This window comes from Dryocola clanedunensis (assembly GCF_038405435.1).
GTDB lineage: Bacteria > Pseudomonadota > Gammaproteobacteria > Enterobacterales > Enterobacteriaceae > Dryocola > Dryocola clanedunensis_A.
Genome location: NZ_JBBYHZ010000006.1, coordinates 237,784 through 259,045 on the forward strand (window position 1 = coordinate 237,784; position 21,262 = coordinate 259,045).

Below are 21,262 nucleotides of genomic sequence, written 5' to 3' on the forward strand. Positions count from 1 at the left end.
GGTTGTAACTACCCGCGCAACGTTTCCTCCCCGGCAACCGTGCAAAATGCCGCTTATACTTGTGGCAAAATCAGTCACGCAGTAAGGGAGGCGATATGAGCAAGAAACTCACCGACAAGCAAAAATCCCGGCTCTGGCAAAAGCAGCGCAGCGGCTCGTTTGTAGCCAGTAGCCGGCTGGATGTGCCTGAGCCTCACGCGCAGGATGAGCTCATTGCCCGGCGGGTTGAGTCTGTCGAGCTGGGTCCACTGCACCGTGGCTTGCCCTGGCTGTGTTCCATTCACCAGCAGCTCTTCCAGGATGCCTTCGACTGGGCAGGAGAACTGCGCGAAGTGGATATTTCCCGCGGCGATATCCGGTTCTGCCATTTCGAGTACATCGAAAATGAAGGCAACGACCTGATGCAGGAGCTGGAGGATGAACGCTATCTGCTGGATCTCCCGAAGCAGGCCTTCATCGAACGACTGGCGCATTACTACTGCGAAATTAACGTGCTGCATCCGTTTTTCGTCGGCAGCGGTCGGGCGCAGCGGGTCTTCTTTGAACAGCTGGCGATACACGCAGGCTTCATGCTGGACTGGAGCAAAACGGAACGGGAAGAGTGGCAGGCCGCTAACCAGGCGGGCGCGCTGGGGGATCTGCAGCCGCTGGTGGAGATTTTCACTAAAGTGGTGAGCGAAGCGCGGGAAAGCGAATAGAATAGCGCGGTTCTTCTTTTGCCCGGAGCCGCCATGCTGCTGTTGATCGACAACTACGACTCTTTTACCTGGAATCTCTACCAGTATTTTTGCGAGCTGGGTGCGGAGGTGGTGGTAAAGCGTAATGATGAAATTTCGCTTGAGCAGATAGCGGAGATGGCCCCGGCAAAGCTCGTGATTTCACCCGGCCCCTGCACGCCGGACGATGCGGGCATTTCCCTTGCCGCCATCAAACAGTTTGCCGGAAAAATACCGTTGCTCGGGGTGTGCCTCGGGCATCAGGCCATTGCCCAGGCCTTCGGGGCGAAGATTGTCCGCGCCGAAAAGGTTATGCATGGTAAGACTTCAGCCATTGCTCATAACAACAGCGGTGTGTTTAACGGGCTGAACAACCCGCTGACCGTCACGCGTTACCACTCGCTCTTAATCGACCCCGCCACGCTTCCTGACTGCTTCGACGTGACCGCCTGGACAGATAAGCAGGAGATCATGGGGATTCGCCATCGCGAGCTGGATCTTGAAGGGGTGCAGTTTCACCCGGAAAGCATTCTCAGCGAGCAGGGGCACCAGCTGCTGGCCAATTTCCTGAATCGCTGATTTTCGTTTGCCATTGAATGATTTTTTATGCATATTTTGTGATTATATTTTCACATGGTTTTTTGCATAAATGGATGGGGAATAAATGGCAACCGAACAATCAGCAGTTACCCGCGCTACCTTCGACGAAGTGATCCTGCCGATTTATGCACCAGCGGAGTTTATCCCGGTGAAGGGGAAAGGCAGCCGGGTGTGGGATCAGCAGGGGAAAGAATACGTAGATTTCGCGGGCGGCATTGCGGTAACGGCTTTAGGCCACTGCCATCCCGCGCTGGTGGACGCGCTGAAAACCCAGGGCGAAACCCTGTGGCACACCAGCAACGTTTTCACGAATGAGCCCGCGCTGCGCCTGGGCCGCAAGCTGATTGACGCCACCTTTGCCGAACGCGTGCTGTTCATGAATTCCGGCACCGAAGCTAACGAAACGGCTTTCAAGCTGGCGCGCTACTATGCTTCTACCCGCCATAGCCCGTACAAAACCAAAATCATCGCCTTCCATAACGCTTTCCACGGTCGCTCGCTGTTCACCGTTTCGGTTGGGGGGCAGCCGAAGTATTCCGACGGCTTTGGGCCGAAGCCCGCCGATATCATTCACGTGCCGTTTAACGATCTCCACGCGGTGAAAGCCGTAATGGACGACCATACCTGTGCCATTGTGGTTGAGCCCATTCAGGGCGAGGGCGGCGTGACTGCGGCCACCCCCGAATTCCTCAAAGGGCTACGCGAACTGTGCGATGAACATAAAGCGCTGCTGGTCTTTGACGAAGTTCAGTGCGGCATGGGGCGCATCGGCGATCTGTTTGCCTATATGCACTACGGCGTGACGCCGGATATTCTGACCAGCGCCAAGGCCCTCGGCGGCGGCTTCCCGGTGAGCGTAATGCTGACTACCCAGGAGATAGCCTCGGCGTTTCACGTCGGCACCCACGGATCGACCTACGGAGGCAACCCGTTAGCCTGTGCCGTGGCTGGCGCAGCATTTGACATTATCAATACCCCGCAGGTGCTGAGCGGCGTGTCGCAGAAGCGCGACCTGTTTGTGCAGCATTTACAGCAGATTGACGAGCAGTTTGACCTGTTCAGCGATATTCGCGGCATGGGGCTGCTGATTGGCGCCGAGCTGAAGCCGCAGTTTAAAGGCCGCGCCCGTGACTTCCTTTACGCCGCCGCGCATGAAGGGGTAATGGTGCTGAACGCGGGGCCGGATGTGATGCGCTTTGCGCCATCGCTTATCGTTGAAGAAGCCGACATCAATGACGGCATGCAGCGTTTCGCTCAGGCCGTTGCCAACATCGTTAAGGCGCTGTAGAAAGATAAGCCCGCGCCATACGACGCTTAGTGCCCGCTCACCCTCTACTTGCTGGATCGCCCTAACCGGCGGTTCAGCCAGATCCCATGATGAGGCCGCTGACGCCACGCCACCGATGAAATGGTGTGCATGGTGTTGAGATGGCCAAGGACCCGATGTAAATGCTGTTCCATGGTGCTTAGCGGCCCGGTAGGCAGCGCTTCGGCATCCAGAATCGTCGCGTCTTTAGTTTCCCCCGGCCCGTCATATTCCAGCCGCTGCTGGCACCGCTGCAGCGCAATTTCGCACGACTGAAGATAGCGCTGGGCGAGGTCGGGCGTCAGCATATTGTGCTCCCGCGCAAGCGTGGTCATGGCGTTGATGTGCTCGACAATAAACTGGCTGTGCGTCACCCACAGCTTCATATCTGCCAGGTAATGGGAGTTAAAGCCAGGCTCCTGCATCGCCTGGTTCAGCGAGTTAAACAGCGCGTTGTGGGCCTGGTTAACCTTCATGCGCTGATAAGCCAGCGGGGTCGGCTCCGAATCGCTGCTCAGAATCAGCCGGATAGCCTCCTGATCTGCTTCCAGCGCGTCGTGGGCGTTCTGGCGCAGCAGGCCGCTCTGCCACTGGGGCCAGAGCCACACCATGCCGCCGAAGGCGATCAGGCAGCCCAGCAGCGTGTCTATCAGCCGGGGAACGATGTACTGCTCGGCGCTCAGGGTTATCAACTGCAGGGTGTATACCGCCGTGACGGTAAAGCCGATGGTCGCCCAGCCGTAGCTTTTGCGGATAAACAGATAGCTCACCAGCGTGATGATTAACATTGCCGTCAGCGCGATGTACTGCGGGAAGTGGAAGTGCAGGGCGATACCGGCGATGCCCAGCCCCGCGATGGTTCCCGCAGAGCGGTGTAGGATGCGCACCCGCGTGGCGCCGTAGCCGTTTTGCGTTACGAACATTACCGTCATCAAAATCCAGTAAGGCTTGGGCAGATGCAGGGACGCGCCCAGCAGGCTGGCGACGACCAGCATCACCCCGAGCCGCCCGGCGTTGCGTAAGGCGGCGGACTTAAAGGAGAGATAGCTCTTGAGCGCGGGCCACAGCGGCAGACGGCGCTGGCGATCTTCCATCAGGTCGCGAACGTACAGCGGGCGCTGGGTTCTCAGCACGCGGGCAATACGGCTGAAATGGTAGTGGCAAAACTGCCCGACGGGGTTATCCGGATTCTGCCGGGCGATTTTCTCCAGCGCTTCAATCTGTTTGTCCATGACGAAACGGCGGGGATAGCGATGATAAAGAATGTCGTCCGCCAGCACCCGCAGTCGGGCGGCGATGGTCCGGGCATTCCAGCGGATCACCGCTTCGGCGTGGCTTTTCTCCACCAGCTTCTGCACTTCCTCCGGCTGGTGCAGGCTGACGGAAATGTGCTCCTGTAAATCCAGCGCGACCTGGAAGGCGCGCAGCAGGCGCTTGTAGCCGTTCTGCTGGCTGGCTGCCAGCATATGCAGCTGCTGATAGCAGACGGTAATCAGGTCCACCGCTTTCTGCTGGCGGGCAAGCAGCGGCGGCAGGGCTTTTTCCGGATCGGTGTGCTGGGTCAGCAGGCTGTATTTCGCCTCGCAGTATTCCGCCAGCTGGCGATAGAGCAGGCTTAATGATTCCCGCAGCGGCTGCTCCCGCCACATCCAGAACCAGAACCAGTTGAAGACGCCGTACCAGATCGTGCCGGAGACATAGAGCAGCATCGGCTGCCACATCGGCATGTTTCCCGCCATGCTCAGGGTAAAGATGGCGGCGATCAATGAAGCGGGCAGCAGACGGGCGTGAAGCGCGCTGATTTCAGCGGTCACGCCGAGCAGCATCGCCATGCCAAACAGAATGACGGGCAGCGGCACGGTGGTGTAGAGCAGCATGAGCTGCATGATCAGGCTGCTGATGGCAAACAGGCTGCCGCCGATAATCAGGCGTTTGAAGAAGCGCTTATGAGGGGTATCGAGGCCGGCGATATTACAGCAGGCGGGGACTAACGAGAACAGCAGGCCGGACTGCAAATCGCCCAGCACCAGACCAACCGCCACCGGCAGACATAACACCAGCGTCTGACGCAGTGCATAGTTAACCTCGGGGTGATAAATCAGTCGGCGCCACATTCCTCGTCATACCAGAGACAAAAAAGGCGTGTTGCAAAAGCGACACGCCAATTTTAAAGCGGTAATTAACGCGTGCCGTAAACGACGATGGTTTTACCGTGGGCGGAGATCAGATTCTGATCTTCGAGCATTTTCAGGATGCGACCTACGGTTTCACGTGAGCAGCCCACGATTTGGCCGATCTCCTGGCGGGTGATTTTGATCTGCATCCCGTCCGGGTGGGTCATGGCATCCGGCTGTTTTGCCAGGCTCAGCAGCGTCTGGGCGATACGGCCCGTCACGTCCAGGAAGGCCAGGTTGCCGACTTTCTCTGAGGTGACCTGCAGGCGGCGCGCCATCTGGGAGGAGAGGCGCATCAGAATATCCGGGTTCACCTGGATAAGCTGACGGAATTTTTTATAGGAAATTTCAGCAACTTCACACGCTGTTTTTGCACGAACCCAGGCGCTACGCTCCTGACCTTCTTCAAACAGGCCTAGTTCACCGATGAAATCGCCCTGATTCAGGTAGGAGAGGATCATTTCCTTACCCTCTTCATCTTTGATCAGAACTGCCACCGAGCCTTTGACGATGTAGTACAGCGTCTCTGCTTTTTCGCCCTGGTGGATCAGCGTGCTCTTCGATGGATACTTATGAATATGGCAATGGGACAAGAACCATTCGAGAGTCGGGTCTGTTTGCGGTTTGCCAAGCACCATGCGCGGTTATCCTCTGTTATAAACTGGCTACCAAAGACAGGATGCGAACCCCTGTCTGGCGTTGCAATCATTAGAATTCTTCCCACTCGGGGGAAATGGCCTGCAAGTCACTCTTGCCGCCTGTAATTTGTGATCTCCTCTGCATACATCCGCTACGTCAATGAATCAATGTAACAATGCTGCATCCGGATTGTTTTAGCATAGCTTTAGGCAGGTGTCTCCTATTGTCTCGTTTCAGCATGACGCAGGTCGCCTTCCGTTGCGAGATCTGCCGCATCCGCGTACTCTGGAAAGAAATTTCTTCAACAGGAGTAAGCAACATGCAGGCAAGAGTGAAATGGGTTGAGGGGTTAACCTTCCTGGGCGAATCCGCTTCCGGCCACCAGATCCTGATGGACGGGAACTCCGGCGATAAAGCCCCAAGCCCGATGGAGATGCTGCTGATGGCGGCAGGCGGCTGTAGCGCCATTGACGTGGTGTCGATTTTGCAAAAGGGCCGCCACGATGTGACCGACTGTGAGGTGAAGCTGACCTCCGAGCGCCGCGAAGAAGCGCCGCGTCTGTTCACGCACATCAACCTGCACTTTATCGTGACCGGCAACGACCTGAAGGACAACGCCGTCTCGCGCGCCGTTGACCTGTCTGCTGAAAAATACTGTTCCGTTGCGCTGATGCTTGGAAAAGCGGCAAATATCACGCACAGCTACGAAGTGATTGAAGCATAAAGCCCGTCAGGGCGGTGCCTGCCGCCCTAAACGATCTCCCTGCCTTCCGCCAGCCGTTTCACCAGCGGCGTCATAATCAGCTCCATCGCCAGCCCCATTTTGCCGCCCGGCACCACCAACGTATTGATGTGGGAAATAAATGACCCCTGCAGCATGGCCAGCAGATAAGGGAAGTCGATATCGTCGAGGCCCCGGAAATGAATCACAACAAAGCTTTCGTCCAGCGAGGGGATGCCGCGTGCGGCAAAGGGATTCGAGGTGTCTACCGTCGGCACGCGCTGGAAGTTGATATGGGTGCGCGAGAACTGCGGCGTAATAAAGTTGATGTAGTCATCCATTGAGCGGACGACGGAATCCATTACCGCTTCGCGGGAGTGGCCGCGCTCGCTGGTATCGCGCACCAGCTTCTGAATCCACTCCAGGTTAACAATCGGCACTACGCCCACCAGCAAATCCACGAAGTTCGCTACGTCATGCTGTGGTGTCACTACGCCGCCGTGCAGCCCTTCATAAAAGAGGACGTCCGTTGGTTCCGGCAGCGGCTGCCACGGCGTGAAGGTTCCAGGGATCTGGTTCCACGGCACGGCTTCATCGTAGGTATGGAGGTATTTGCGGGATTTGCCCTGGCCGCTGCGGCCATATTCGGCGAACGTCTGCTCCAGCAGGCCAAAGTCGTTGGCCTCCGGGCCAAAATAGCTGATATGCCGCCCCAAATCGCGAGCCTTGCGGATTGCCATGTCCATTTCCGGGCGGGTATAGCGATGGAAGCTGTCGCCCTCAACCTCTGCGGCACGCAGGTTCAGCTGCTGGAAGATTTTACGGAAGGCAAGGCTGGTGGTCGTTGTTCCTGCACCGCTGGAACCGGTGACGGCGATAACCGGATGTTTGGCTGACATAGGGCTACAACTCCATGGGTGAATTCATTGTAAGGTTAAGCGATGGGAGCGTTTTCGCAGGGGCGGGTAAGCTTTACGTCATCAGAGCCAGACGCAGTGGTGGATGGCGCTGGAGCTTATCCACCTTACAACGGCCAGAGTCGGGATTAGTTTTAATCAGCCGCGGAACTGGCCGCGCGGCATAATATTCACCGTCTCGTGGAGTTCAGACCAGACCAGCACCGCCTCGCCGCTTTGCAGCTGGCGCTTCACGTCTGCGACCTTCGCCGCCAGCGAGCGCTCCTGTTCACCATAATCTGTCCCTTCGCGTAACACAAAGGATTCGATGAGATTATCCAGCGTCTCGGGATCTATATCCTGCCAGGGAAGTAACATATTAGTTGTCCAGATACTGCGTTAGCCAGTCGGGAATGCGCTGTTCGAGCCACATCTCCGGCCTGCGTAATGTGCCACCAACGAAGCCAACGTGGCCGCCGTGGGTGGTGAGCTGATATTCAATATTAGCCGGTAACGTGGCTTTATCAGGAATAACGTGATGATCCATAAACGGATCGTCTTTGGCATGAATAATCAGCGTTGGCTGGGCGATGTCCGGCAGCAGCGGCATGGCGCTGCACTGGCGGTAGTAATCCAGCGCATCCGCAAAGCCGTGGATTTTTGAAGTGATAAGGTCGTCAAAGTCGCGGATGCGGCGCACGCCTTTCAGCTGACGCAGGTCTACCGGCAGCGTGCCCGGATAGCTTCTCAGTTTGCGGGCGGCGTTCTTTTTTAACAGGTTGAGCAGGTAGCGCTGATAAAAGCGCGAAAAGCCTTGTTCCATATGGTAGCAGCACTGCTCCAGCATCAGCGGCGCAGAGACGATGACGCCAGCCTTCAGCGTGCAGTCTGCGCCCTGTTTCGCCATCAGGCAGGCGAGCATGTTGCCGCCCAGCGAGAAGCCTACCGCCGCGGTGGGAACGGCCCCGTAGCGCAGCGTGAGCCAGTTCAGGAAATAGCTGCCGTCTTCGGTTTCTCCGGAATGGTAGATTCGCCCCATGCGGTTCGGCACGCCGCTACAGCCGCGGAAGTGCATGACGACGCCCAGCCAGCCGCGCTTTTGCGCCGCTTCAATCAGCCCGTGAGCGTAGGGGCTGTGCAGGCTTCCTTCGAGGCCATGAAACACCACCAGACGCGGCTTATGCATCGCCTCACGCGGGTCTTCGCTCCAGGCAAGATCGACGAAATCCCCGTCCGGCATATCCAGGCGCTGCCAGTGGGGCTTAAATTTGACGCGACGGCGGATCACACGCGGCAGCATGGTTTGCAGGTGAGGGTTGGTCATACCGCGCATCGGGCGGAATTCCTGACCATCATCATGATTAAAATTCATTTCTGCGGGGCTTGTCTGATCCATATCACACTGTTAGTTTCATTCAGTTGCTAATTATTACTTTTGGGTGTGGAGCACCCACGTCATGGAAACGCTTTTCTTATCAATGCTGGGCTTTCTCTGGGTCGCAGCGATCACCCCGGGTCCCAATAATACGTTACTTACCTCGTCCGGGGCCAACTACGGATTTGTTCGCAGCTTACCGCTGATGATCGGCATCATGCTTGGCATGCAGTGCATTTTGCTGCTGGTGGCCTGCGGCGTGGGCAGCCTGATTCTGCTTTACCCGGCGCTGCACCTTATCCTGAAGATTGCCGGCAGTATTTATCTTTTGTGGCTGGCATGGAAAATCGGCACGGCCACCTACGAGCGGCTGGAAACCGATGCCCCGCCGCCTGCCCCCATCCCTTTCTGGCAGGGCGGTTTGCTGCAGGTCATCAACCCAAAAGCCTGGCTGATGGCGCTGGGCGCGGTTGCCAGCTTCAGCCTCGCCGGTTCCCAGTATCTGCATTCAGTGGTGTTAATCAGCATTGGCATTGCGCTGGTTAATATTGTGGCCGGGGTTATCTGGATTGCCTTCGGCAGCCTGATTGGCAAACTGCTGCGCAGCCGCCGGGCGTGGGCCATCTTCAATATCTTTATGGGACTGCTGACCGCGGCCTGCGTGCTGCTTATCTGGCGGTGACCCTGTAAGGCGGGAAAGCGAAGCGCTCCCGCCATTTACCCTCGGATGACGCTACGCTTATCCGACCTAAAATTCTTATTCAGCCTGCATCATCTGCTCTAGCTGCTCGTGGGCGTCCAGCCATTCCATTTCGCACTCTTCAAGCGCCGATTTCACCTTTACCTGCGTTTGCAGGCATTCGGTCATTTCCGCTTTGCGGCTCTGCTCGTAGATCGCGCTGTCGGCCAGCTTCTCTTCGACTTCCGCAAGCTGCTTGTTGAGCTTTTCCATCTGCTTTTCAAGCGTGGCGATCTGCTTACGCAGCGGCTGGGTCTGGGTCCTTAACTCTGCTTCGCGGCGCTTCTGGTCTTTGCGGTTCTGGGCGCTGTTGGCGTTGTCTTTAGCGGCATCGTCCGGCTGGTTATCCTGCTTTTGCAGGTCGCTCAGCCACTGCTGGTAATCTTCCAGATCGCCATCGAAGGCTTCCACTTTGCCGTCGTGTACCAGATACAGGTCATCGGTAGTTGAGCGCAGCAGGTGACGGTCGTGCGAAACGACAACCAGCGCGCCTTCGAAGTCGATCAGCGCTTCGGTTAACGCCTGGCGCATGTCGAGATCGAGGTGGTTAGTTGGTTCATCGAGCAGCAGCAGGTTAGGGCGCTGCCAGACGACCAGCGCCAGCACCAGGCGGGCTTTTTCGCCGCCGGAGAAGCGCTCGGTGCGTTCGGTGACCTTATCGCCCTGGAAACCGAAGCCGCCCAGGTAGTCCCGCAGCTGCTGTTCCAGCACTTTCGGTGCGATGCGCGCCAGATGCTGAATAGGTGATTCGTCCGCGCGCAGGTATTCAAGCTGATGCTGGGCGAAGTAGCCGAGCTTAATGCCCTTGGCCAGACCAATGTCGCCCTGCAGCGGGGCCAGTTCGCCCGCCAGCAGCTTGATCAGCGTTGATTTGCCCGCGCCGTTGCGGCCCAAAAGACCAATGCGCGAACCCGGCACCAGATTGAGTTTGATGGAGTTCAGAATGACGCGGTCGCCGTAACCGGCGCTGACTTTTTCCATCCGCAGCAGCGGATTCGGCAGGCTTTCCGGGGCGCGGAAGCTGAAGTGGAACGGGTTGTCCACGTGCGCAGGGGCAATCAGCTCCATGCGTTCGAGCATCTTCACGCGGCTCTGGGCCTGCTTCGCCTTCGAGGCTTTAGCCTTGAAGCGGTCGATAAAACTTTGCAGATGCGCCACGCGCTCCTGCTGGCTTTCATACGTCGACTGCTGCTGGGCAAGACGCGTTGCGCGCTGGCCCTCAAACGACGAGTAGTTGCCGGTATATTCGAACATGCTCTGCTGTTCGATATGAATGATTTTGCCGACGACCGGGTCAAGGAAGTCGCGGTCGTGGGAAATCAGGATCAGCGTGCCTGAATAGCTCTTCAGCCACCTTTCCAGCCAGATAACCGCGTCCAGATCCAGGTGGTTGGTTGGTTCATCGAGCAGCAGCAGGTCGGAGCGGCAGATCAGCGCCTGGGCAAGGTTCAGACGCATGCGCCAGCCGCCGGAGAAGTCGCTCACCGGGCGTTCGAGCTGTTCGTTGCTGAAGCCCAGGCCGTGCAGCAGGCTCGAGGCGCGGGAGCGGATGGTCCACGCATCGACCGCATCAAGCTTGCCGTGAACCAGCGCGATGGCGTGGCCGTCGTTGCGAACGTTTGCCTGCGCCAGCTCAGCTTCCAGCTGGCGGAACTCACGATCGCCGTCAATCACGTACTCAATGGCTGGCATATCCAGCGCCGGGGTTTCCTGATTCACCCAGGCCAGCGCCCAGTTGGACGGGAAGGTCATGCTGCCACCATCGGCGCTTATCTCGTTCTTTAAAAGCGCCAGCAGCGTGGATTTACCGCAGCCGTTTTTACCCACAAGACCGACTTTCTGGCCTGGGTTAATGGTGGCGGTCGCGTTGTCCAGCAGCACGCGGGTGCCGCGACGAATTTGTAACGAGGAGAAAACAATCATAAAGCGCCGTATGTTCAGAGTATGTTAAATTGTCATTATATTTGGGTAACGTGGTGCCGGGCATCACGTCGGGCTGCATGGTAGCCCAAAATAATCACTATGACGACGCCCTGGAGGGTAATGATGTCGCAGCCGCCGAAAGTTTTGCTGCTGTATGCCCATCCGGAATCACAGGACTCGGTCGCTAACCGGGTTTTGCTTCAGCCGGCTCAGCAGCTTGCAAATGTCACCGTGCATGACCTTTATGCGCACTATCCTGACTTTTTTATTGATATCTACCACGAGCAGGCCCTGCTGCAGGAGCACGATGTCATCGTCTTCCAACACCCGCTTTATACCTACAGCTGCCCGGCCTTGCTCAAAGAGTGGCTGGACCGCGTGTTGAGCCGTGGCTTTGCCAGCGGCGTGGGGGGGAACGCGCTGGCGGGAAAGTACTGGCGCAGCGTGATAACCACCGGCGAACCGGAGGGTGCCTACCGTCACGATGGCTTTAACCGTTTCCCGCTGACCGATATTTTACGGCCCTTTGAGCTGACCGCCGCGATGTGCCGGATGCACTGGCTCAACCCGATGATTGTTTACTGGGCGCGCCGTCAGACATCCCAGGAGCTGGCAAGCCATGCCAGGGCCTATGGCGACTGGCTGGCCGCACCGCTGTTGCCGGGAGGCCGCTGATGGAAGGTTCTGATTTACTGCTGGCGGGCGTGCTGTTCCTGTTTGCCGCGGTGGTTGCCGTGCCGATTGCTGCCCGTCTGGGCATCGGCGCCGTGCTTGGCTATCTGCTGGCGGGTATTGCCATCGGACCCTGGGGGCTGGGCTTTATCAGTGACGTGGACGAGATCCTCCACTTCTCCGAGCTGGGCGTGGTGTTCCTGATGTTTATCATCGGGCTGGAGCTGAATCCGTCGAAACTCTGGGAGCTGCGGCGGTCGATATTTGGCGTGGGTGCGGCTCAGGTATTGCTGAGCGCCGCGGTGCTTGCCGGGCTGCTGATGCTGACGAAGTTTTCGTGGCAGGCGGCGGTGATTGGCGGCATTGGCCTTGCCATGTCCTCGACCGCGATGGCTTTACAGCTGATGCGCGACAAGGGGATGAACCGCAACGAAGCGGGGCAGCTTGGGTTTTCCGTGCTGCTGTTCCAGGACCTGGCCGTGATCCCGGCGCTGGCGCTGGTGCCGCTGCTGGCGGGCAACGACGACGGGCACACCGACTGGATTAAGGTCGGCTTTAAGGTGCTGGCCTTTGCGGGCATGTTGATTGGCGGACGCTATCTGCTGCGGCCTTTGTTCCGCTTTATCGCCGGGTCCGGCGTGCGTGAGGTGTTTACTGCCGCCGCGCTGCTGCTGGTGCTCGGTTCGGCGCTGTTTATGGACGCGCTGGGGCTGTCGATGGCGCTGGGAACGTTTATTGCGGGCGTGCTGCTGGCGGAAAGCGAATACCGGCACGAACTGGAAATCGCGATCGATCCGTTCAAAGGATTATTGCTCGGGCTGTTCTTTATCTCCGTGGGGATGGCGCTAAACCTTGGCGTGCTCTATACCCATCTGCTGCTGGTTATCTGCGGCGTCGTTGCGCTGGTCGCGCTGAAGTTTGCCGTGCTTTACGGTATCTCCTGCGTTTACGGGCTGCGCAGCTCCGAGCGGCTACAGTTTTCGGGCGTGCTGAGCCAGAGCGGGGAGTTTGCGTTTGTGCTGTTCTCTACGGCCTCGTCCCAGAAGCTTTTCCAGGACGACCAGATGCCGCTCCTGCTGGTGACCGTCACGCTTTCAATGATGACCACGCCGTTATTAATGAAGGGGGTAGATGCCATCCTCGCCCGGCGTTTTAACACGGTCGAAGAGAGCGATGAGAAGCCGTATGTTGAAGACGACCAGCCGCAGGTGATTATCGTCGGCTTCGGGCGTTTCGGGCAGGTAATAGGGCGTCTGCTGATGGCGAATAAAATGCGTATCACGGTGCTGGAGCGGGATATCAGCTCGGTCAGCCTGATGCGCAAGTATGGCTATAAGGTTTATTACGGCGACGCGACCGAGGTGGAACTTCTGCGTTCGGCAGGGGCCGAAGCGGCAAAATCCATCGTGATTACCTGCAACGAGCCGGAAGACACGATGAAAATTGTCCATCTGTGTCAGCAACACTTTCCGCATCTGGCAATTCTGGCGCGAGCCAGAGGGCGTGTGGAAGCACACGAATTGTTGCAGGCCGGTGTGAAGCAGTTCTCCCGTGAGACATTCTCCAGCGCGCTGGAGCTTGGCCGTAAGGCCCTGATGACCCTGGGAATGCATCCCCATCAGGCTCATCGCGCCCAGCTACACTTCCGCCGCCTGGATATGCGTATGCTGCGAGAACTGATGCCCATTCATACGGATACGGTGCAGATCTCCAGGGTGAAGGAAGCCCGTCGGGAGCTGGAAGAGATTTTCGAGCGTGAGATGCAACAGGAGCGCCGCCAGCTTGATGGCTGGGACGAGTTTGAATAAAAGGTGAAGCCAATGTCAGTGCGTAAACGTTTTATTGCCGGGGCCGTCTGCCCCCAGTGCCAGGCGCAGGATTCTCTTGCGATGTGGCGCGAGAATAATATTGATATCGTTGAATGTGTTAAGTGCGGTCACCAGATGCGCGAAGCCGATAAGCAGGCCCGCGAACACGTGCGCGAGCAAGAGCAGGTGATCGGCATTTTCCATCCGGACTAGCGCGATCCCCCGAGTTTTTTTAAGCTTAAGGGTACAGCGGCGTCGATTTCCGCTACAATCGTCGCCAGTTTTTTTCCCACGCTCAGGAGATATCATGAAAGTAGCAAAAGACCTGGTGGTCAGCCTGGCCTATCAGGTACGTACAGAAGACGGTGTGTTGGTTGATGAGTCTCCGGTGAGTGCGCCGCTGGACTATCTGCATGGTCACGGCTCCCTGATTTCAGGGCTGGAAACCGCCCTTGACGGCCACGTTGTTGGCGACAAGTTTGACGTCTCCGTCGGTGCAAACGACGCTTACGGTCAGTACGATGACAACCTGGTGCAGCGCGTTCCTAAAGACGTGTTCATGGGCGTTGACGAACTGCAGGTTGGCATGCGCTTCATGGCTGAAACCGACCAGGGTCCAGTCCCGGTTGAAATCACCGAAGTTGAAGACGACCACGTTGTTGTTGATGGTAACCACATGCTGGCTGGCCAGAACCTGAACTTCAACGTTGAAGTTATCGCGATTCGTGAAGCAACGGCTGAAGAGCTGGCGCACGGCCACGTTCACGGCGAGCACGATCATCACCACGATCACGACCACGAAGGTGGTTGCTGTGGTGGTCACGGCCACGACCATGACCACGGTAAAGGCGGTTGCGGCGGCAATGGCGGCTGCGGCTGTCACTAAGCGTAAAGCGATAAAAAAAGGCGTGTCGGATGACGCGCCTTTTTCTTTTCCGGCAGTTAATAATGCGGCGGGGGAGTCTCTTCAGCCTGGGAGGCAATCATCGACGGCTGGCTGGCCTTGAGCTTGTCGACCAGCAGGCGAAAATGCTCGCGCAGCCTGACCATCTCCAGCTCGTGCGCCGTGACTGTCTGGTTTAACTCTTCGATAGTTATCTCCTGAAATGCGAGACGACTCTCAAGCTCTTCCAGTCGTTGTTCGGTCGATTTTTGTTGCATGGCTCACCTCTTGCTGGCCTGCGGATGGACAATTTCCAGGGATTTTACTGAAAAACAGCGCCGGTGACAGCGCCATTTGCCCCCAGACGAAACTTCTGCATACAAAAAGAGTCTGAATTTGACTCGATAACGAGCACGGAGATTGTGTAGTTTTCTCTGGCGACGTTATAGTACGTCTCTTATTTAAAATAACCTTGGGGTTAGAGGCCCCGGCCCTGGAGAAATGGATGAAATCACTTTTTAAAGTAACGTTACTGGCGACCACAATGGCTGTTGCCCTGAGCGCACCGGCGTTCGCTGCTCCAGCTACCGCGGCAGCCCCTGCCAAAGATGCCGCCGCTGCCCCTGCAAGCAACGCGTCATTCAAAAATGACGACCAGAAATCAGCCTATGCGCTGGGTGCTTCGCTGGGCCGTTACATGGAAAACTCTCTGAAAGAACAAGAGAAGCTGGGCATCAAGCTGGATAAAACTCAGCTGATTGCCGGCGTTCAGGACGCGTTTGCAGACAAGAGCAAACTGTCTGACCAGGAAATTGAGCAAACCCTGCAGACATTCGAAGCCCGCGTGAAGACCTCCGCCCAGGCGAAGATGGAAAAAGACGCGAAAGAGAATGCTGACAAAGGCAAAACCTTCCGTGATGCTTTCGCTAAAGAGAAGGGTGTTAAAACTTCTTCTACCGGCCTGATGTATCAGGTAGAGAAAGCAGGTTCTGGTGAAGCGCCAAAAGACAGCGATACCGTAGTGGTTAACTACAAAGGTACGCTGATCGACGGTAAAGAGTTCGATAACTCTTATACTCGCGGCGAGCCTCTTTCCTTCCGTCTTGACGGTGTTATCCCAGGCTGGACCGAAGGCCTGAAAAACATCAAGAAAGGCGGCAAGATCAAGATGGTTATCCCACCAGAGCTGGCTTACGGCAAAACCGGCGTTCCGGGGATCCCTGCTAACTCTACTCTGGTCTTCGAAGTAGAGCTGCTGGATATCAAACCGGCACCGAAGGCAGACCCTAAAGCAGACGCGCAGGCAGCAGAAGCCGCGCCGGATGCTAAAGCTGACGACGCTGCGAAAAGCAAGTAATCTCAGCCAAAAGCCGCCGCCCTCAGGGGCGGCGGTTTTTTATTTGTCGCGGCATATAATAATAAAGACTGGAAAGCGGGTCTCTCGCTGTATTACCTTAACAGCCAGCATTGCAACTGAGTATGAGTCTGCCCTGACACCAATAAAGCGCGACAGGCTCTCTTTAGAGGGTGGTATCTTTTAATGTCCAATTCGCTTTTGACCAACGAAACCAGCGAGCTTGACCTGCTGGACCAGCGTCCTTTTGAACCAACCGACTTCGAAATCTTAAAATCCTATGAGGCGGTGGTCGACGGGCTGGCGATGCTGATTGGTTCCCATTGCGAAATCGTGCTGCATTCTCTCCAGGATTTAAAGTGTTCAGCTATTCGTATTGCGAACGGTGAGCACACCGGGCGAAAAATTGGCTCGCCGATTACCGACCTTGCTTTGCGGATGCTCCACGACATGACCGGCGCCGACAGCAGCATCTCTAAATGCTACTTCACGCGGGCCAAGAGCGGCGTGCTGATGAAGTCTGAGACTATTGCCATCCGTAACCGTGACGAGCGCGTCATCGGCCTGCTGTGTATCAATATCAACCTGGATGTACCGTTCTCACAAATTATGGCGACGTTTGTGCCACCTGAAACGCAGGAAGTGCCTTCTTCGGTAAACTTTGCATCCTCGGTTGAAGATCTGGTCACCCAGACGCTGGAGTTCACCATTGAAGAGGTGAATGCCGACCGCAACGTCTCCAATAACGCCAAGAATCGTCAGATAGTGCTTAACCTTTATGAGAAAGGGATCTTTGATATCAAAGACGCTATCAACCAGGTGGCCGACCGTCTGAACATCTCCAAGCACACCGTCTATCTTTATATCCGCCAGTTTAAAAACGGGGATTTCCTGGGGCAGGAAAGGTAATGCGTTTTGCAATTATGGTCACCGGCCCGGCTTACGGAACGCAGCAGGCCAGCGGTGCGCTGCAGTTTGCTCGGGCCGTTATCAGTGGAGGCCATACGCTCAGCAGCGTGTTCTTCTATCGCGAAGGCGTGCTGAACGCTAATCAGCTCACCACTCCTGCCAGTGATGAGGCAGACATTGTCCGTGCCTGGCAAACACTTCATGAGCAGCATGGCGTTGCGCTGCACATCTGCGTCGCTGCTGCCTTGCGTCGTGGCGTTGTTGATGAGACGGAAGCAAAACAAAACGGGCTGAGCGCAAGCAACCTGCAGCCCGGTTTTATCCTCAGCGGTCTGGGTGCGCTGGCTGAAGCATCCCTGACCTGTGACAGAATGGTGCAGTTCTGATGAAACGCGTGGCCTTTGTATTTATCTCGGCGCCGCACGGCAGTTCCGCAGGGCGGGAAGGGTTGGATGCCCTGCTTGCCACCTCGGCACTGTCGGAAGATATCGGCGTGTTTTTTATCGGCGACGGCGTTTTTCAGATTTTACCTGACCAGCAGCCTGGCAAAATTCTTTCACGCGATTACATCGCGACTTTTCGGGTGTTGCCACTTTACGATATTGAGCAATGTTTTCTGTGTGCAGAGTCCGCCCGTGAGCGCGGATTGGCCGAAAACAGTGCGTGGGTGGTTGACGTTGAGGCTCTCGCGGCGGATGCGCTGCGGGAAAAACTGCATCAGTTCGACGTAGTATTAACTTTCTGAGGCCCCATGCTGCATATTCTGTCCCGCTCACCTTTTGCGATTGATATCAACATGCTGCTGCGCTGTCTCAGTACAGGAGACGAGCTTCTGCTCATTCAGGATGGCGTGACGGCGGCCGTTCAAGGCAGCCGCCAGCTTGAATTGCTGCTCGCCGCCCCCATATCACTTTACGCGCTGCATGAAGATCTCGAAGCCCGCGGCCTGGCTGCTCAAATTTCAACCAAAATCGACGCGGTAAGCTATAATGACTTCGTCAGATTGACGGTTAAACACGAACGGCAGATCACCTGGTAGACCAGGATCGCTGTATATTTCTTGACACCTTTTCGGCTCAGCCCTAAAATTCTGCGTCCTCATATTATATGAGGTCGTTTTTATTACGTGTTTACGAAGCTAAAGCTAAAACCAGGAGCTATTTAATGGCAACAGTTAACCAGCTGGTTCGCAAACCACGCGCACGCAAAGTTGCAAAAAGCAACGTGCCTGCGCTGGAAGCCTGCCCGCAAAAACGTGGCGTATGTACTCGTGTATATACTACCACTCCTAAAAAACCGAACTCCGCACTGCGTAAAGTTTGCCGTGTTCGTCTGACTAACGGTTTTGAAGTTACCTCCTACATCGGCGGTGAAGGTCACAACCTGCAGGAGCACTCCGTGATCCTGATCCGTGGTGGTCGTGTAAAAGACTTGCCAGGTGTTCGTTACCACACCGTTCGTGGTGCACTTGACTGCTCCGGCGTTAAAGACCGTAAGCAATCTCGTTCTAAGTACGGCGTGAAGCGTCCTAAGGCTTAATGGTTCTCCGTTAAGTAAGGCCAAACGTTTTATATAATGTCAAACTTAACTCTTTGAGTTTTGGACAATCCTGAATTAACAACGGAGTATTCCCATGCCACGTCGTCGCGTCATAGGTCAGCGTAAAATTCTGCCGGATCCTAAGTTCGGATCAGAACTGCTGGCCAAATTTGTAAACATTCTGATGGTAGATGGTAAGAAATCTACTGCAGAAGCAATCGTCTATACCGCGCTGGAGACCCTGGCTCAGCGTTCTGGTAAAAACGAGCTGGAAGCTTTCGAAGTCGCTCTGGACAACGTTCGTCCGACTGTCGAAGTTAAGTCCCGCCGCGTAGGTGGTTCTACTTATCAGGTTCCAGTAGAAGTCCGTCCGGTTCGTCGTAATGCCCTGGCAATGCGTTGGATCGTAGAAGCTGCTCGTAAACGCGGTGATAAATCCATGGCTCTGCGCCTGGCGAACGAACTTTCTGATGCTGCAGAAAACAAAGGTACTGCAGTTAAGAAACGTGAAGACGTTCACCGTATGGCAGAAGCCAACAAGGCGTTCGCACACTACCGTTGGTAATCCCTTCGGAGTATTAGTCACCAGGCGGGCGCTTCATACAAGCTGCCCGCTTTGGGTTACTTAACTGAACGTCCCAGGATATAGAGGAATCAAATGGCTCGTACAACACCCATTGCACGCTACCGTAACATTGGTATCAGTGCACACATCGACGCCGGTAAAACCACTACTACCGAACGTATTCTGTTCTACACCGGTGTAAACCACAAAATCGGTGAAGTTCATGACGGCGCAGCAACCATGGACTGGATGGAGCAGGAGCAGGAGCGTGGTATCACTATCACATCCGCAGCGACTACTGCATTCTGGTCTGGTATGGCTAAGCAGTATGAACCACACCGCGTAAACATCATCGACACCCCAGGACACGTTGACTTCACCATCGAAGTTGAACGTTCCATGCGTGTGCTTGACGGTGCGGTAATGGTTTACTGCGCAGTTGGTGGTGTTCAGCCACAGTCTGAGACCGTATGGCGTCAGGCTAACAAATACAAAGTTCCACGCATCGCGTTCGTTAACAAAATGGACCGCATGGGTGCTAACTTCCTGAAAGTTGTAGGCCAGATTAAATCCCGTCTGGGCGCGAACCCTGTTCCGCTTCAGCTGGCGATTGGTGCCGAAGAAGGCTTCACCGGTGTTGTTGACCTGGTGAAAATGAAAGCTATCAACTGGAACGAAGCTGATGCTGGCGTGACCTTCGAATACGAAGATATCCCGGCTGACATGGTCGATCTGGCTGAAGAATGGCACCAGAATCTGATCGAGTCCGCAGCTGAAGCATCTGAAGAGCTGATGGAAAAATACCTGGGCGGCGAAGAGCTGACCGAGGAAGAAATCAAGACTGCTCTTCGTCAGCGCGTTCTGAACAACGAGATCATTCTCGTGACCTGTGGTTCTGCGTTTAAGAACAAAGGCGTACAGGCAATGCTGGATGCGGTAATTGATTACCTGCCAGCACCTACAGACGTACCGGCTATCAACGGTATGCTGGACGACGGTAAGGACACCCCTTCCGAACGTCACGCTAGTGATGATGAGCCGTTTGCTGCACTGGCATTCAAAATCGCTACCGACCCGTTCGTGGGTAACCTGACGTTCTTCCGCGTGTACTCTGGCGTGGTTAACTCCGGTGATACCGTATATAACCCAGTGAAATCTGCTCGTGAGCGTTTTGGCCGTATCGTACAGATGCACGCTAACAAACGTGAAGAGATCAAAGAAGTTCGCGCGGGCGATATCGCTGCTGCAATCGGTCTGAAAGACGTGACGACTGGTGACACCATCTGTGACCCAGACAACGTGATCATTCTGGAACGTATGGAATTCCCGGAGCCGGTAATCTCTATCGCAGTAGAACCAAAAACCAAAGCTGACCAGGAAAAAATGGGTCTGGCTCTGGGTCGTCTGGCGAAAGAAGATCCATCATTCCGCGTATGGACTGATGAAGAATCTAACCAGACTATCATCGCTGGTATGGGTGAACTGCACCTCGACATCATCGTTGACCGCATGAAGCGTGAATTCAACGTTGAAGCGAACGTCGGTAAACCTCAGGTTGCTTACCGTGAAGCGATTCGCGCGAAAGTTACCGATATTGAAGGTAAACACGCTAAGCAGTCTGGTGGTCGCGGTCAGTATGGTCACGTTGTGATCGACATGTACCCACTGGAGCCGGGCTCAAATCCGAAAGGTTACGAGTTCATCAACGACATTAAAGGTGGTGTGATTCCTGGCGAATACATCCCTGCCGTTGATAAAGGTATCCAGGAGCAGCTGAAGTCTGGCCCACTGGCTGGTTACCCGGTAGTAGATCTCGGCGTGCGTCTGCACTTCGGTTCTTACCACGACGTTGACTCCTCTGAACTGGCGTTTAAACTGGCCGCTTCTATCGCCTTCAAAGATGGCTTTAAGAAAGCGAAACCAGTTCTGCTTGAGCCTATCATGAAGGTTGAAGTAGAGACTCCGGAAGAGAACACCGGTGACGTTATCGGTGACCTTAGCCGTCGTCGTGGTCAGCTGAAAGGTCAGGAATCTAACGCTACTGGCGTTCAGATTCATGCTGAAGTTCCGTTGTCAGAAATGTTCGGGTACGCAACTCAGCTGCGTTCTCTGACCAAAGGTCGTGCATCTTACTCCATGGAATTCCTGAAGTATGATGACGCGCCTAACAACGTTGCTCAGGCCGTAATCGAAGCCCGTGGTAAATAAGCCCAGGTTTTTAAAACAATGATCCCGTGCTCTCTCCTGAAGGGGAGAGCACAACAGTAAGGAATATAGCCGTGTCTAAAGAAAAATTTGAACGTACAAAACCGCACGTCAACGTCGGCACAATCGGCCACGTTGACCATGGTAAAACTACTCTGACTGCTGCAATCACTACCGTTCTGGCTAAAACCTACGGTGGTTCTGCTCGTGCATTCGACCAGATCGATAACGCACCAGA

Annotated in this window: 25 protein-coding genes; 18 read left to right on the plus strand and 7 right to left on the minus strand. The window is 55.7% G+C overall.

Annotation, left to right across the window (positions count from 1 at the left end):
* Nucleotides 1-95 precede the first annotated feature (95 nt).
* From AAE045_RS15370 to argD, 3 genes are all read left to right on the plus strand, one after another.
* Nucleotides 96-698, plus strand: coding sequence for a putative adenosine monophosphate-protein transferase Fic (locus tag AAE045_RS15370; RefSeq protein ID WP_455548475.1), 603 nt, complete (start codon nucleotides 96-98; stop codon nucleotides 696-698).
* Between the two features lie 33 nt (nucleotides 699-731).
* On the plus strand, nucleotides 732-1,295 hold the full coding sequence (pabA, locus tag AAE045_RS15375; protein WP_455548476.1) for an aminodeoxychorismate synthase component 2: 564 nt from the start codon (nucleotides 732-734) through the stop codon (nucleotides 1,293-1,295).
* Between the two features lie 85 nt (nucleotides 1,296-1,380).
* On the plus strand, nucleotides 1,381-2,604 hold the full coding sequence (gene argD, locus AAE045_RS15380) for a bifunctional acetylornithine/succinyldiaminopimelate transaminase (protein WP_455548477.1): 1,224 nt from the start codon (nucleotides 1,381-1,383) through the stop codon (nucleotides 2,602-2,604).
* 44 nt (nucleotides 2,605-2,648) lie between these two features.
* Here argD and AAE045_RS15385 read toward each other — a convergent pair whose 3' ends face one another.
* On the minus strand, nucleotides 2,649-4,736 hold the full coding sequence (locus tag AAE045_RS15385; protein WP_455548478.1) for a YccS/YhfK family putative transporter: 2,088 nt from the start codon (nucleotides 4,734-4,736) through the stop codon (nucleotides 2,649-2,651).
* Between the two features lie 65 nt (nucleotides 4,737-4,801).
* Nucleotides 4,802-5,434: a cAMP-activated global transcriptional regulator CRP gene (gene crp, locus AAE045_RS15390; RefSeq protein ID WP_202305510.1), complete on the minus strand. Its 633-nt coding sequence runs from the start codon at nucleotides 5,432-5,434 to the stop codon at nucleotides 4,802-4,804.
* A gap of 320 nt (nucleotides 5,435-5,754) precedes the next feature.
* Between crp and AAE045_RS15395 the strand changes: the two genes are divergently transcribed.
* Nucleotides 5,755-6,159 (plus strand): OsmC family protein, encoded by a 405-nt coding sequence (locus AAE045_RS15395; protein WP_455548479.1) that lies wholly within the window; start codon nucleotides 5,755-5,757, stop codon nucleotides 6,157-6,159.
* 26 nt (nucleotides 6,160-6,185) lie between these two features.
* Here AAE045_RS15395 and AAE045_RS15400 read toward each other — a convergent pair whose 3' ends face one another.
* The 3 genes from AAE045_RS15400 to AAE045_RS15410 form a co-directional block, all read right to left on the minus strand.
* Entirely contained in the window at nucleotides 6,186-7,055 is an 870-nt protein-coding gene (locus AAE045_RS15400) for a phosphoribulokinase (RefSeq protein WP_455548480.1), read from the minus strand.
* A 156-nt stretch (nucleotides 7,056-7,211) separates the two neighbouring features.
* The gene (locus AAE045_RS15405; RefSeq protein WP_455548481.1) at nucleotides 7,212-7,430 is read right to left on the minus strand and encodes a YheU family protein; all 219 of its coding nucleotides are present in this window, start codon (nucleotides 7,428-7,430) and stop codon (nucleotides 7,212-7,214) included.
* A gap of 1 nt (nucleotide 7,431) precedes the next feature.
* A complete protein-coding gene (locus tag AAE045_RS15410) occupies nucleotides 7,432-8,448 on the minus strand; it encodes a hydrolase (protein WP_455548482.1) in 1,017 nt (338 codons plus the stop codon).
* A 61-nt stretch (nucleotides 8,449-8,509) separates the two neighbouring features.
* On the opposite strand from AAE045_RS15410, the gene AAE045_RS15415 reads away from it, so the two are divergent.
* Nucleotides 8,510-9,109: a LysE family translocator gene (locus tag AAE045_RS15415; RefSeq protein WP_455426632.1), complete on the plus strand. Its 600-nt coding sequence runs from the start codon at nucleotides 8,510-8,512 to the stop codon at nucleotides 9,107-9,109.
* A 75-nt stretch (nucleotides 9,110-9,184) separates the two neighbouring features.
* Here the strand turns inward: AAE045_RS15415 and AAE045_RS15420 are convergent, their stop codons facing one another.
* Complete coding sequence (locus AAE045_RS15420; RefSeq protein ID WP_455548483.1) at nucleotides 9,185-11,089, minus strand: ABC transporter ATP-binding protein; 1,905 nt, start codon at nucleotides 11,087-11,089, stop codon at nucleotides 9,185-9,187.
* 123 nt (nucleotides 11,090-11,212) lie between these two features.
* Here AAE045_RS15420 and kefG point away from each other — a divergent pair, with 123 nt between their 5' ends.
* From kefG to slyD, 4 genes are all read left to right on the plus strand, one after another.
* Complete coding sequence (kefG, locus tag AAE045_RS15425; RefSeq protein ID WP_455548498.1) at nucleotides 11,213-11,764, plus strand: glutathione-regulated potassium-efflux system ancillary protein KefG; 552 nt, start codon at nucleotides 11,213-11,215, stop codon at nucleotides 11,762-11,764.
* Entirely contained in the window at nucleotides 11,764-13,569 is a 1,806-nt protein-coding gene (kefB, locus tag AAE045_RS15430; protein WP_455548484.1) for a glutathione-regulated potassium-efflux system protein KefB, read from the plus strand. The genes kefG and kefB overlap by 1 nt, the downstream gene beginning before the upstream one ends.
* 12 nt (nucleotides 13,570-13,581) lie before the next feature.
* Nucleotides 13,582-13,782: a YheV family putative zinc ribbon protein gene (locus AAE045_RS15435; protein WP_455426635.1), complete on the plus strand. Its 201-nt coding sequence runs from the start codon at nucleotides 13,582-13,584 to the stop codon at nucleotides 13,780-13,782.
* Nucleotides 13,783-13,876: 94 nt separating this feature from the next.
* Nucleotides 13,877-14,455: a peptidylprolyl isomerase gene (gene slyD, locus AAE045_RS15440; RefSeq protein WP_455548485.1), complete on the plus strand. Its 579-nt coding sequence runs from the start codon at nucleotides 13,877-13,879 to the stop codon at nucleotides 14,453-14,455.
* A 56-nt stretch (nucleotides 14,456-14,511) separates the two neighbouring features.
* Here slyD and AAE045_RS15445 read toward each other — a convergent pair whose 3' ends face one another.
* Nucleotides 14,512-14,730 carry a protein SlyX gene (locus tag AAE045_RS15445; RefSeq protein ID WP_455548486.1) on the minus strand — a complete coding sequence of 73 codons (219 nt, stop codon included), beginning with the start codon at nucleotides 14,728-14,730 and terminating at the stop codon, nucleotides 14,512-14,514.
* 227 nt (nucleotides 14,731-14,957) lie between these two features.
* Between AAE045_RS15445 and fkpA the strand changes: the two genes are divergently transcribed.
* The 9 genes from fkpA to AAE045_RS15490 all read left to right on the plus strand — a co-directional run.
* Nucleotides 14,958-15,809: an FKBP-type peptidyl-prolyl cis-trans isomerase gene (gene fkpA / locus AAE045_RS15450; RefSeq protein ID WP_455548487.1), complete on the plus strand. Its 852-nt coding sequence runs from the start codon at nucleotides 14,958-14,960 to the stop codon at nucleotides 15,807-15,809.
* Between the two features lie 183 nt (nucleotides 15,810-15,992).
* Nucleotides 15,993-16,715 carry a helix-turn-helix transcriptional regulator gene (locus AAE045_RS15455; RefSeq protein ID WP_455548488.1) on the plus strand — a complete coding sequence of 241 codons (723 nt, stop codon included), beginning with the start codon at nucleotides 15,993-15,995 and terminating at the stop codon, nucleotides 16,713-16,715.
* On the plus strand, nucleotides 16,715-17,101 hold the full coding sequence (tusD, locus tag AAE045_RS15460; RefSeq protein WP_455548489.1) for a sulfurtransferase complex subunit TusD: 387 nt from the start codon (nucleotides 16,715-16,717) through the stop codon (nucleotides 17,099-17,101). Before AAE045_RS15455 ends, tusD begins: the two co-directional genes overlap by 1 nt.
* Nucleotides 17,101-17,460 (plus strand): sulfurtransferase complex subunit TusC, encoded by a 360-nt coding sequence (tusC, locus tag AAE045_RS15465; RefSeq protein ID WP_455548490.1) that lies wholly within the window; start codon nucleotides 17,101-17,103, stop codon nucleotides 17,458-17,460. Before tusD ends, tusC begins: the two co-directional genes overlap by 1 nt.
* Nucleotides 17,461-17,466: 6 nt before the next feature.
* Nucleotides 17,467-17,754, plus strand: a complete 288-nt coding sequence (tusB, locus tag AAE045_RS15470) for a sulfurtransferase complex subunit TusB (protein ID WP_455548491.1) — start codon at nucleotides 17,467-17,469, stop codon at nucleotides 17,752-17,754.
* A 125-nt stretch (nucleotides 17,755-17,879) separates the two neighbouring features.
* Nucleotides 17,880-18,254, plus strand: coding sequence for a 30S ribosomal protein S12 (gene rpsL / locus AAE045_RS15475; protein WP_003023654.1), 375 nt, complete (start codon nucleotides 17,880-17,882; stop codon nucleotides 18,252-18,254).
* Nucleotides 18,255-18,348: 94 nt separating this feature from the next.
* A complete protein-coding gene (gene rpsG / locus AAE045_RS15480; RefSeq protein WP_017803037.1) occupies nucleotides 18,349-18,819 on the plus strand; it encodes a 30S ribosomal protein S7 in 471 nt (156 codons plus the stop codon).
* A gap of 93 nt (nucleotides 18,820-18,912) precedes the next feature.
* Nucleotides 18,913-21,027 carry an elongation factor G gene (fusA, locus tag AAE045_RS15485; RefSeq protein ID WP_455548492.1) on the plus strand — a complete coding sequence of 705 codons (2,115 nt, stop codon included), beginning with the start codon at nucleotides 18,913-18,915 and terminating at the stop codon, nucleotides 21,025-21,027.
* A 71-nt stretch (nucleotides 21,028-21,098) separates the two neighbouring features.
* Nucleotides 21,099-21,262, plus strand: a 164-nt coding sequence (locus AAE045_RS15490) for a GTP-binding protein (RefSeq protein WP_023158627.1), incomplete at its 3' end; no start/stop codon positions are given.

Excerpts from the sequence above, each read along its gene's own strand:
- AAE045_RS15405 (WP_455548481.1), bottom strand. The coding sequence starts at position 7,430 with ATGTTACTTCCCTGGCAGGATATAGATCCCGAGACGCTGGATAATCTC.
- AAE045_RS15415 (WP_455426632.1), top strand. The coding sequence starts at position 8,510 with ATGGAAACGCTTTTCTTATCAATGCTGGGCTTTCTCTGGGTCGCAGCG.
- pabA (WP_455548476.1), top strand. The coding sequence starts at position 732 with ATGCTGCTGTTGATCGACAACTACGACTCTTTTACCTGGAATCTCTAC.
- tusB (WP_455548491.1), top strand. The coding sequence starts at position 17,467 with ATGCTGCATATTCTGTCCCGCTCACCTTTTGCGATTGATATCAACATG.
- fusA (WP_455548492.1), top strand. The coding sequence starts at position 18,913 with ATGGCTCGTACAACACCCATTGCACGCTACCGTAACATTGGTATCAGT.
- rpsG (WP_017803037.1), top strand. The coding sequence starts at position 18,349 with ATGCCACGTCGTCGCGTCATAGGTCAGCGTAAAATTCTGCCGGATCCT.
- AAE045_RS15395 (WP_455548479.1), top strand. The coding sequence starts at position 5,755 with ATGCAGGCAAGAGTGAAATGGGTTGAGGGGTTAACCTTCCTGGGCGAA.
- argD (WP_455548477.1), top strand. The coding sequence starts at position 1,381 with ATGGCAACCGAACAATCAGCAGTTACCCGCGCTACCTTCGACGAAGTG.
- AAE045_RS15410 (WP_455548482.1), bottom strand. The coding sequence starts at position 8,448 with ATGGATCAGACAAGCCCCGCAGAAATGAATTTTAATCATGATGATGGT.
- AAE045_RS15385 (WP_455548478.1), bottom strand. The coding sequence starts at position 4,736 with ATGTGGCGCCGACTGATTTATCACCCCGAGGTTAACTATGCACTGCGT.
- AAE045_RS15420 (WP_455548483.1), bottom strand. The coding sequence starts at position 11,089 with ATGATTGTTTTCTCCTCGTTACAAATTCGTCGCGGCACCCGCGTGCTG.
- tusC (WP_455548490.1), top strand. The coding sequence starts at position 17,101 with ATGAAACGCGTGGCCTTTGTATTTATCTCGGCGCCGCACGGCAGTTCC.
- slyD (WP_455548485.1), top strand. The coding sequence starts at position 13,877 with ATGAAAGTAGCAAAAGACCTGGTGGTCAGCCTGGCCTATCAGGTACGT.
- AAE045_RS15435 (WP_455426635.1), top strand. The coding sequence starts at position 13,582 with ATGTCAGTGCGTAAACGTTTTATTGCCGGGGCCGTCTGCCCCCAGTGC.
- rpsL (WP_003023654.1), top strand. The coding sequence starts at position 17,880 with ATGGCAACAGTTAACCAGCTGGTTCGCAAACCACGCGCACGCAAAGTT.
- kefG (WP_455548498.1), top strand. The coding sequence starts at position 11,213 with ATGTCGCAGCCGCCGAAAGTTTTGCTGCTGTATGCCCATCCGGAATCA.
- AAE045_RS15370 (WP_455548475.1), top strand. The coding sequence starts at position 96 with ATGAGCAAGAAACTCACCGACAAGCAAAAATCCCGGCTCTGGCAAAAG.
- kefB (WP_455548484.1), top strand. The coding sequence starts at position 11,764 with ATGGAAGGTTCTGATTTACTGCTGGCGGGCGTGCTGTTCCTGTTTGCC.
- fkpA (WP_455548487.1), top strand. The coding sequence starts at position 14,958 with ATGAAATCACTTTTTAAAGTAACGTTACTGGCGACCACAATGGCTGTT.
- AAE045_RS15455 (WP_455548488.1), top strand. The coding sequence starts at position 15,993 with ATGTCCAATTCGCTTTTGACCAACGAAACCAGCGAGCTTGACCTGCTG.
- crp (WP_202305510.1), bottom strand. The coding sequence starts at position 5,434 with ATGGTGCTTGGCAAACCGCAAACAGACCCGACTCTCGAATGGTTCTTG.
- AAE045_RS15400 (WP_455548480.1), bottom strand. The coding sequence starts at position 7,055 with ATGTCAGCCAAACATCCGGTTATCGCCGTCACCGGTTCCAGCGGTGCA.
- AAE045_RS15445 (WP_455548486.1), bottom strand. The coding sequence starts at position 14,730 with ATGCAACAAAAATCGACCGAACAACGACTGGAAGAGCTTGAGAGTCGT.
- tusD (WP_455548489.1), top strand. The coding sequence starts at position 16,715 with ATGCGTTTTGCAATTATGGTCACCGGCCCGGCTTACGGAACGCAGCAG.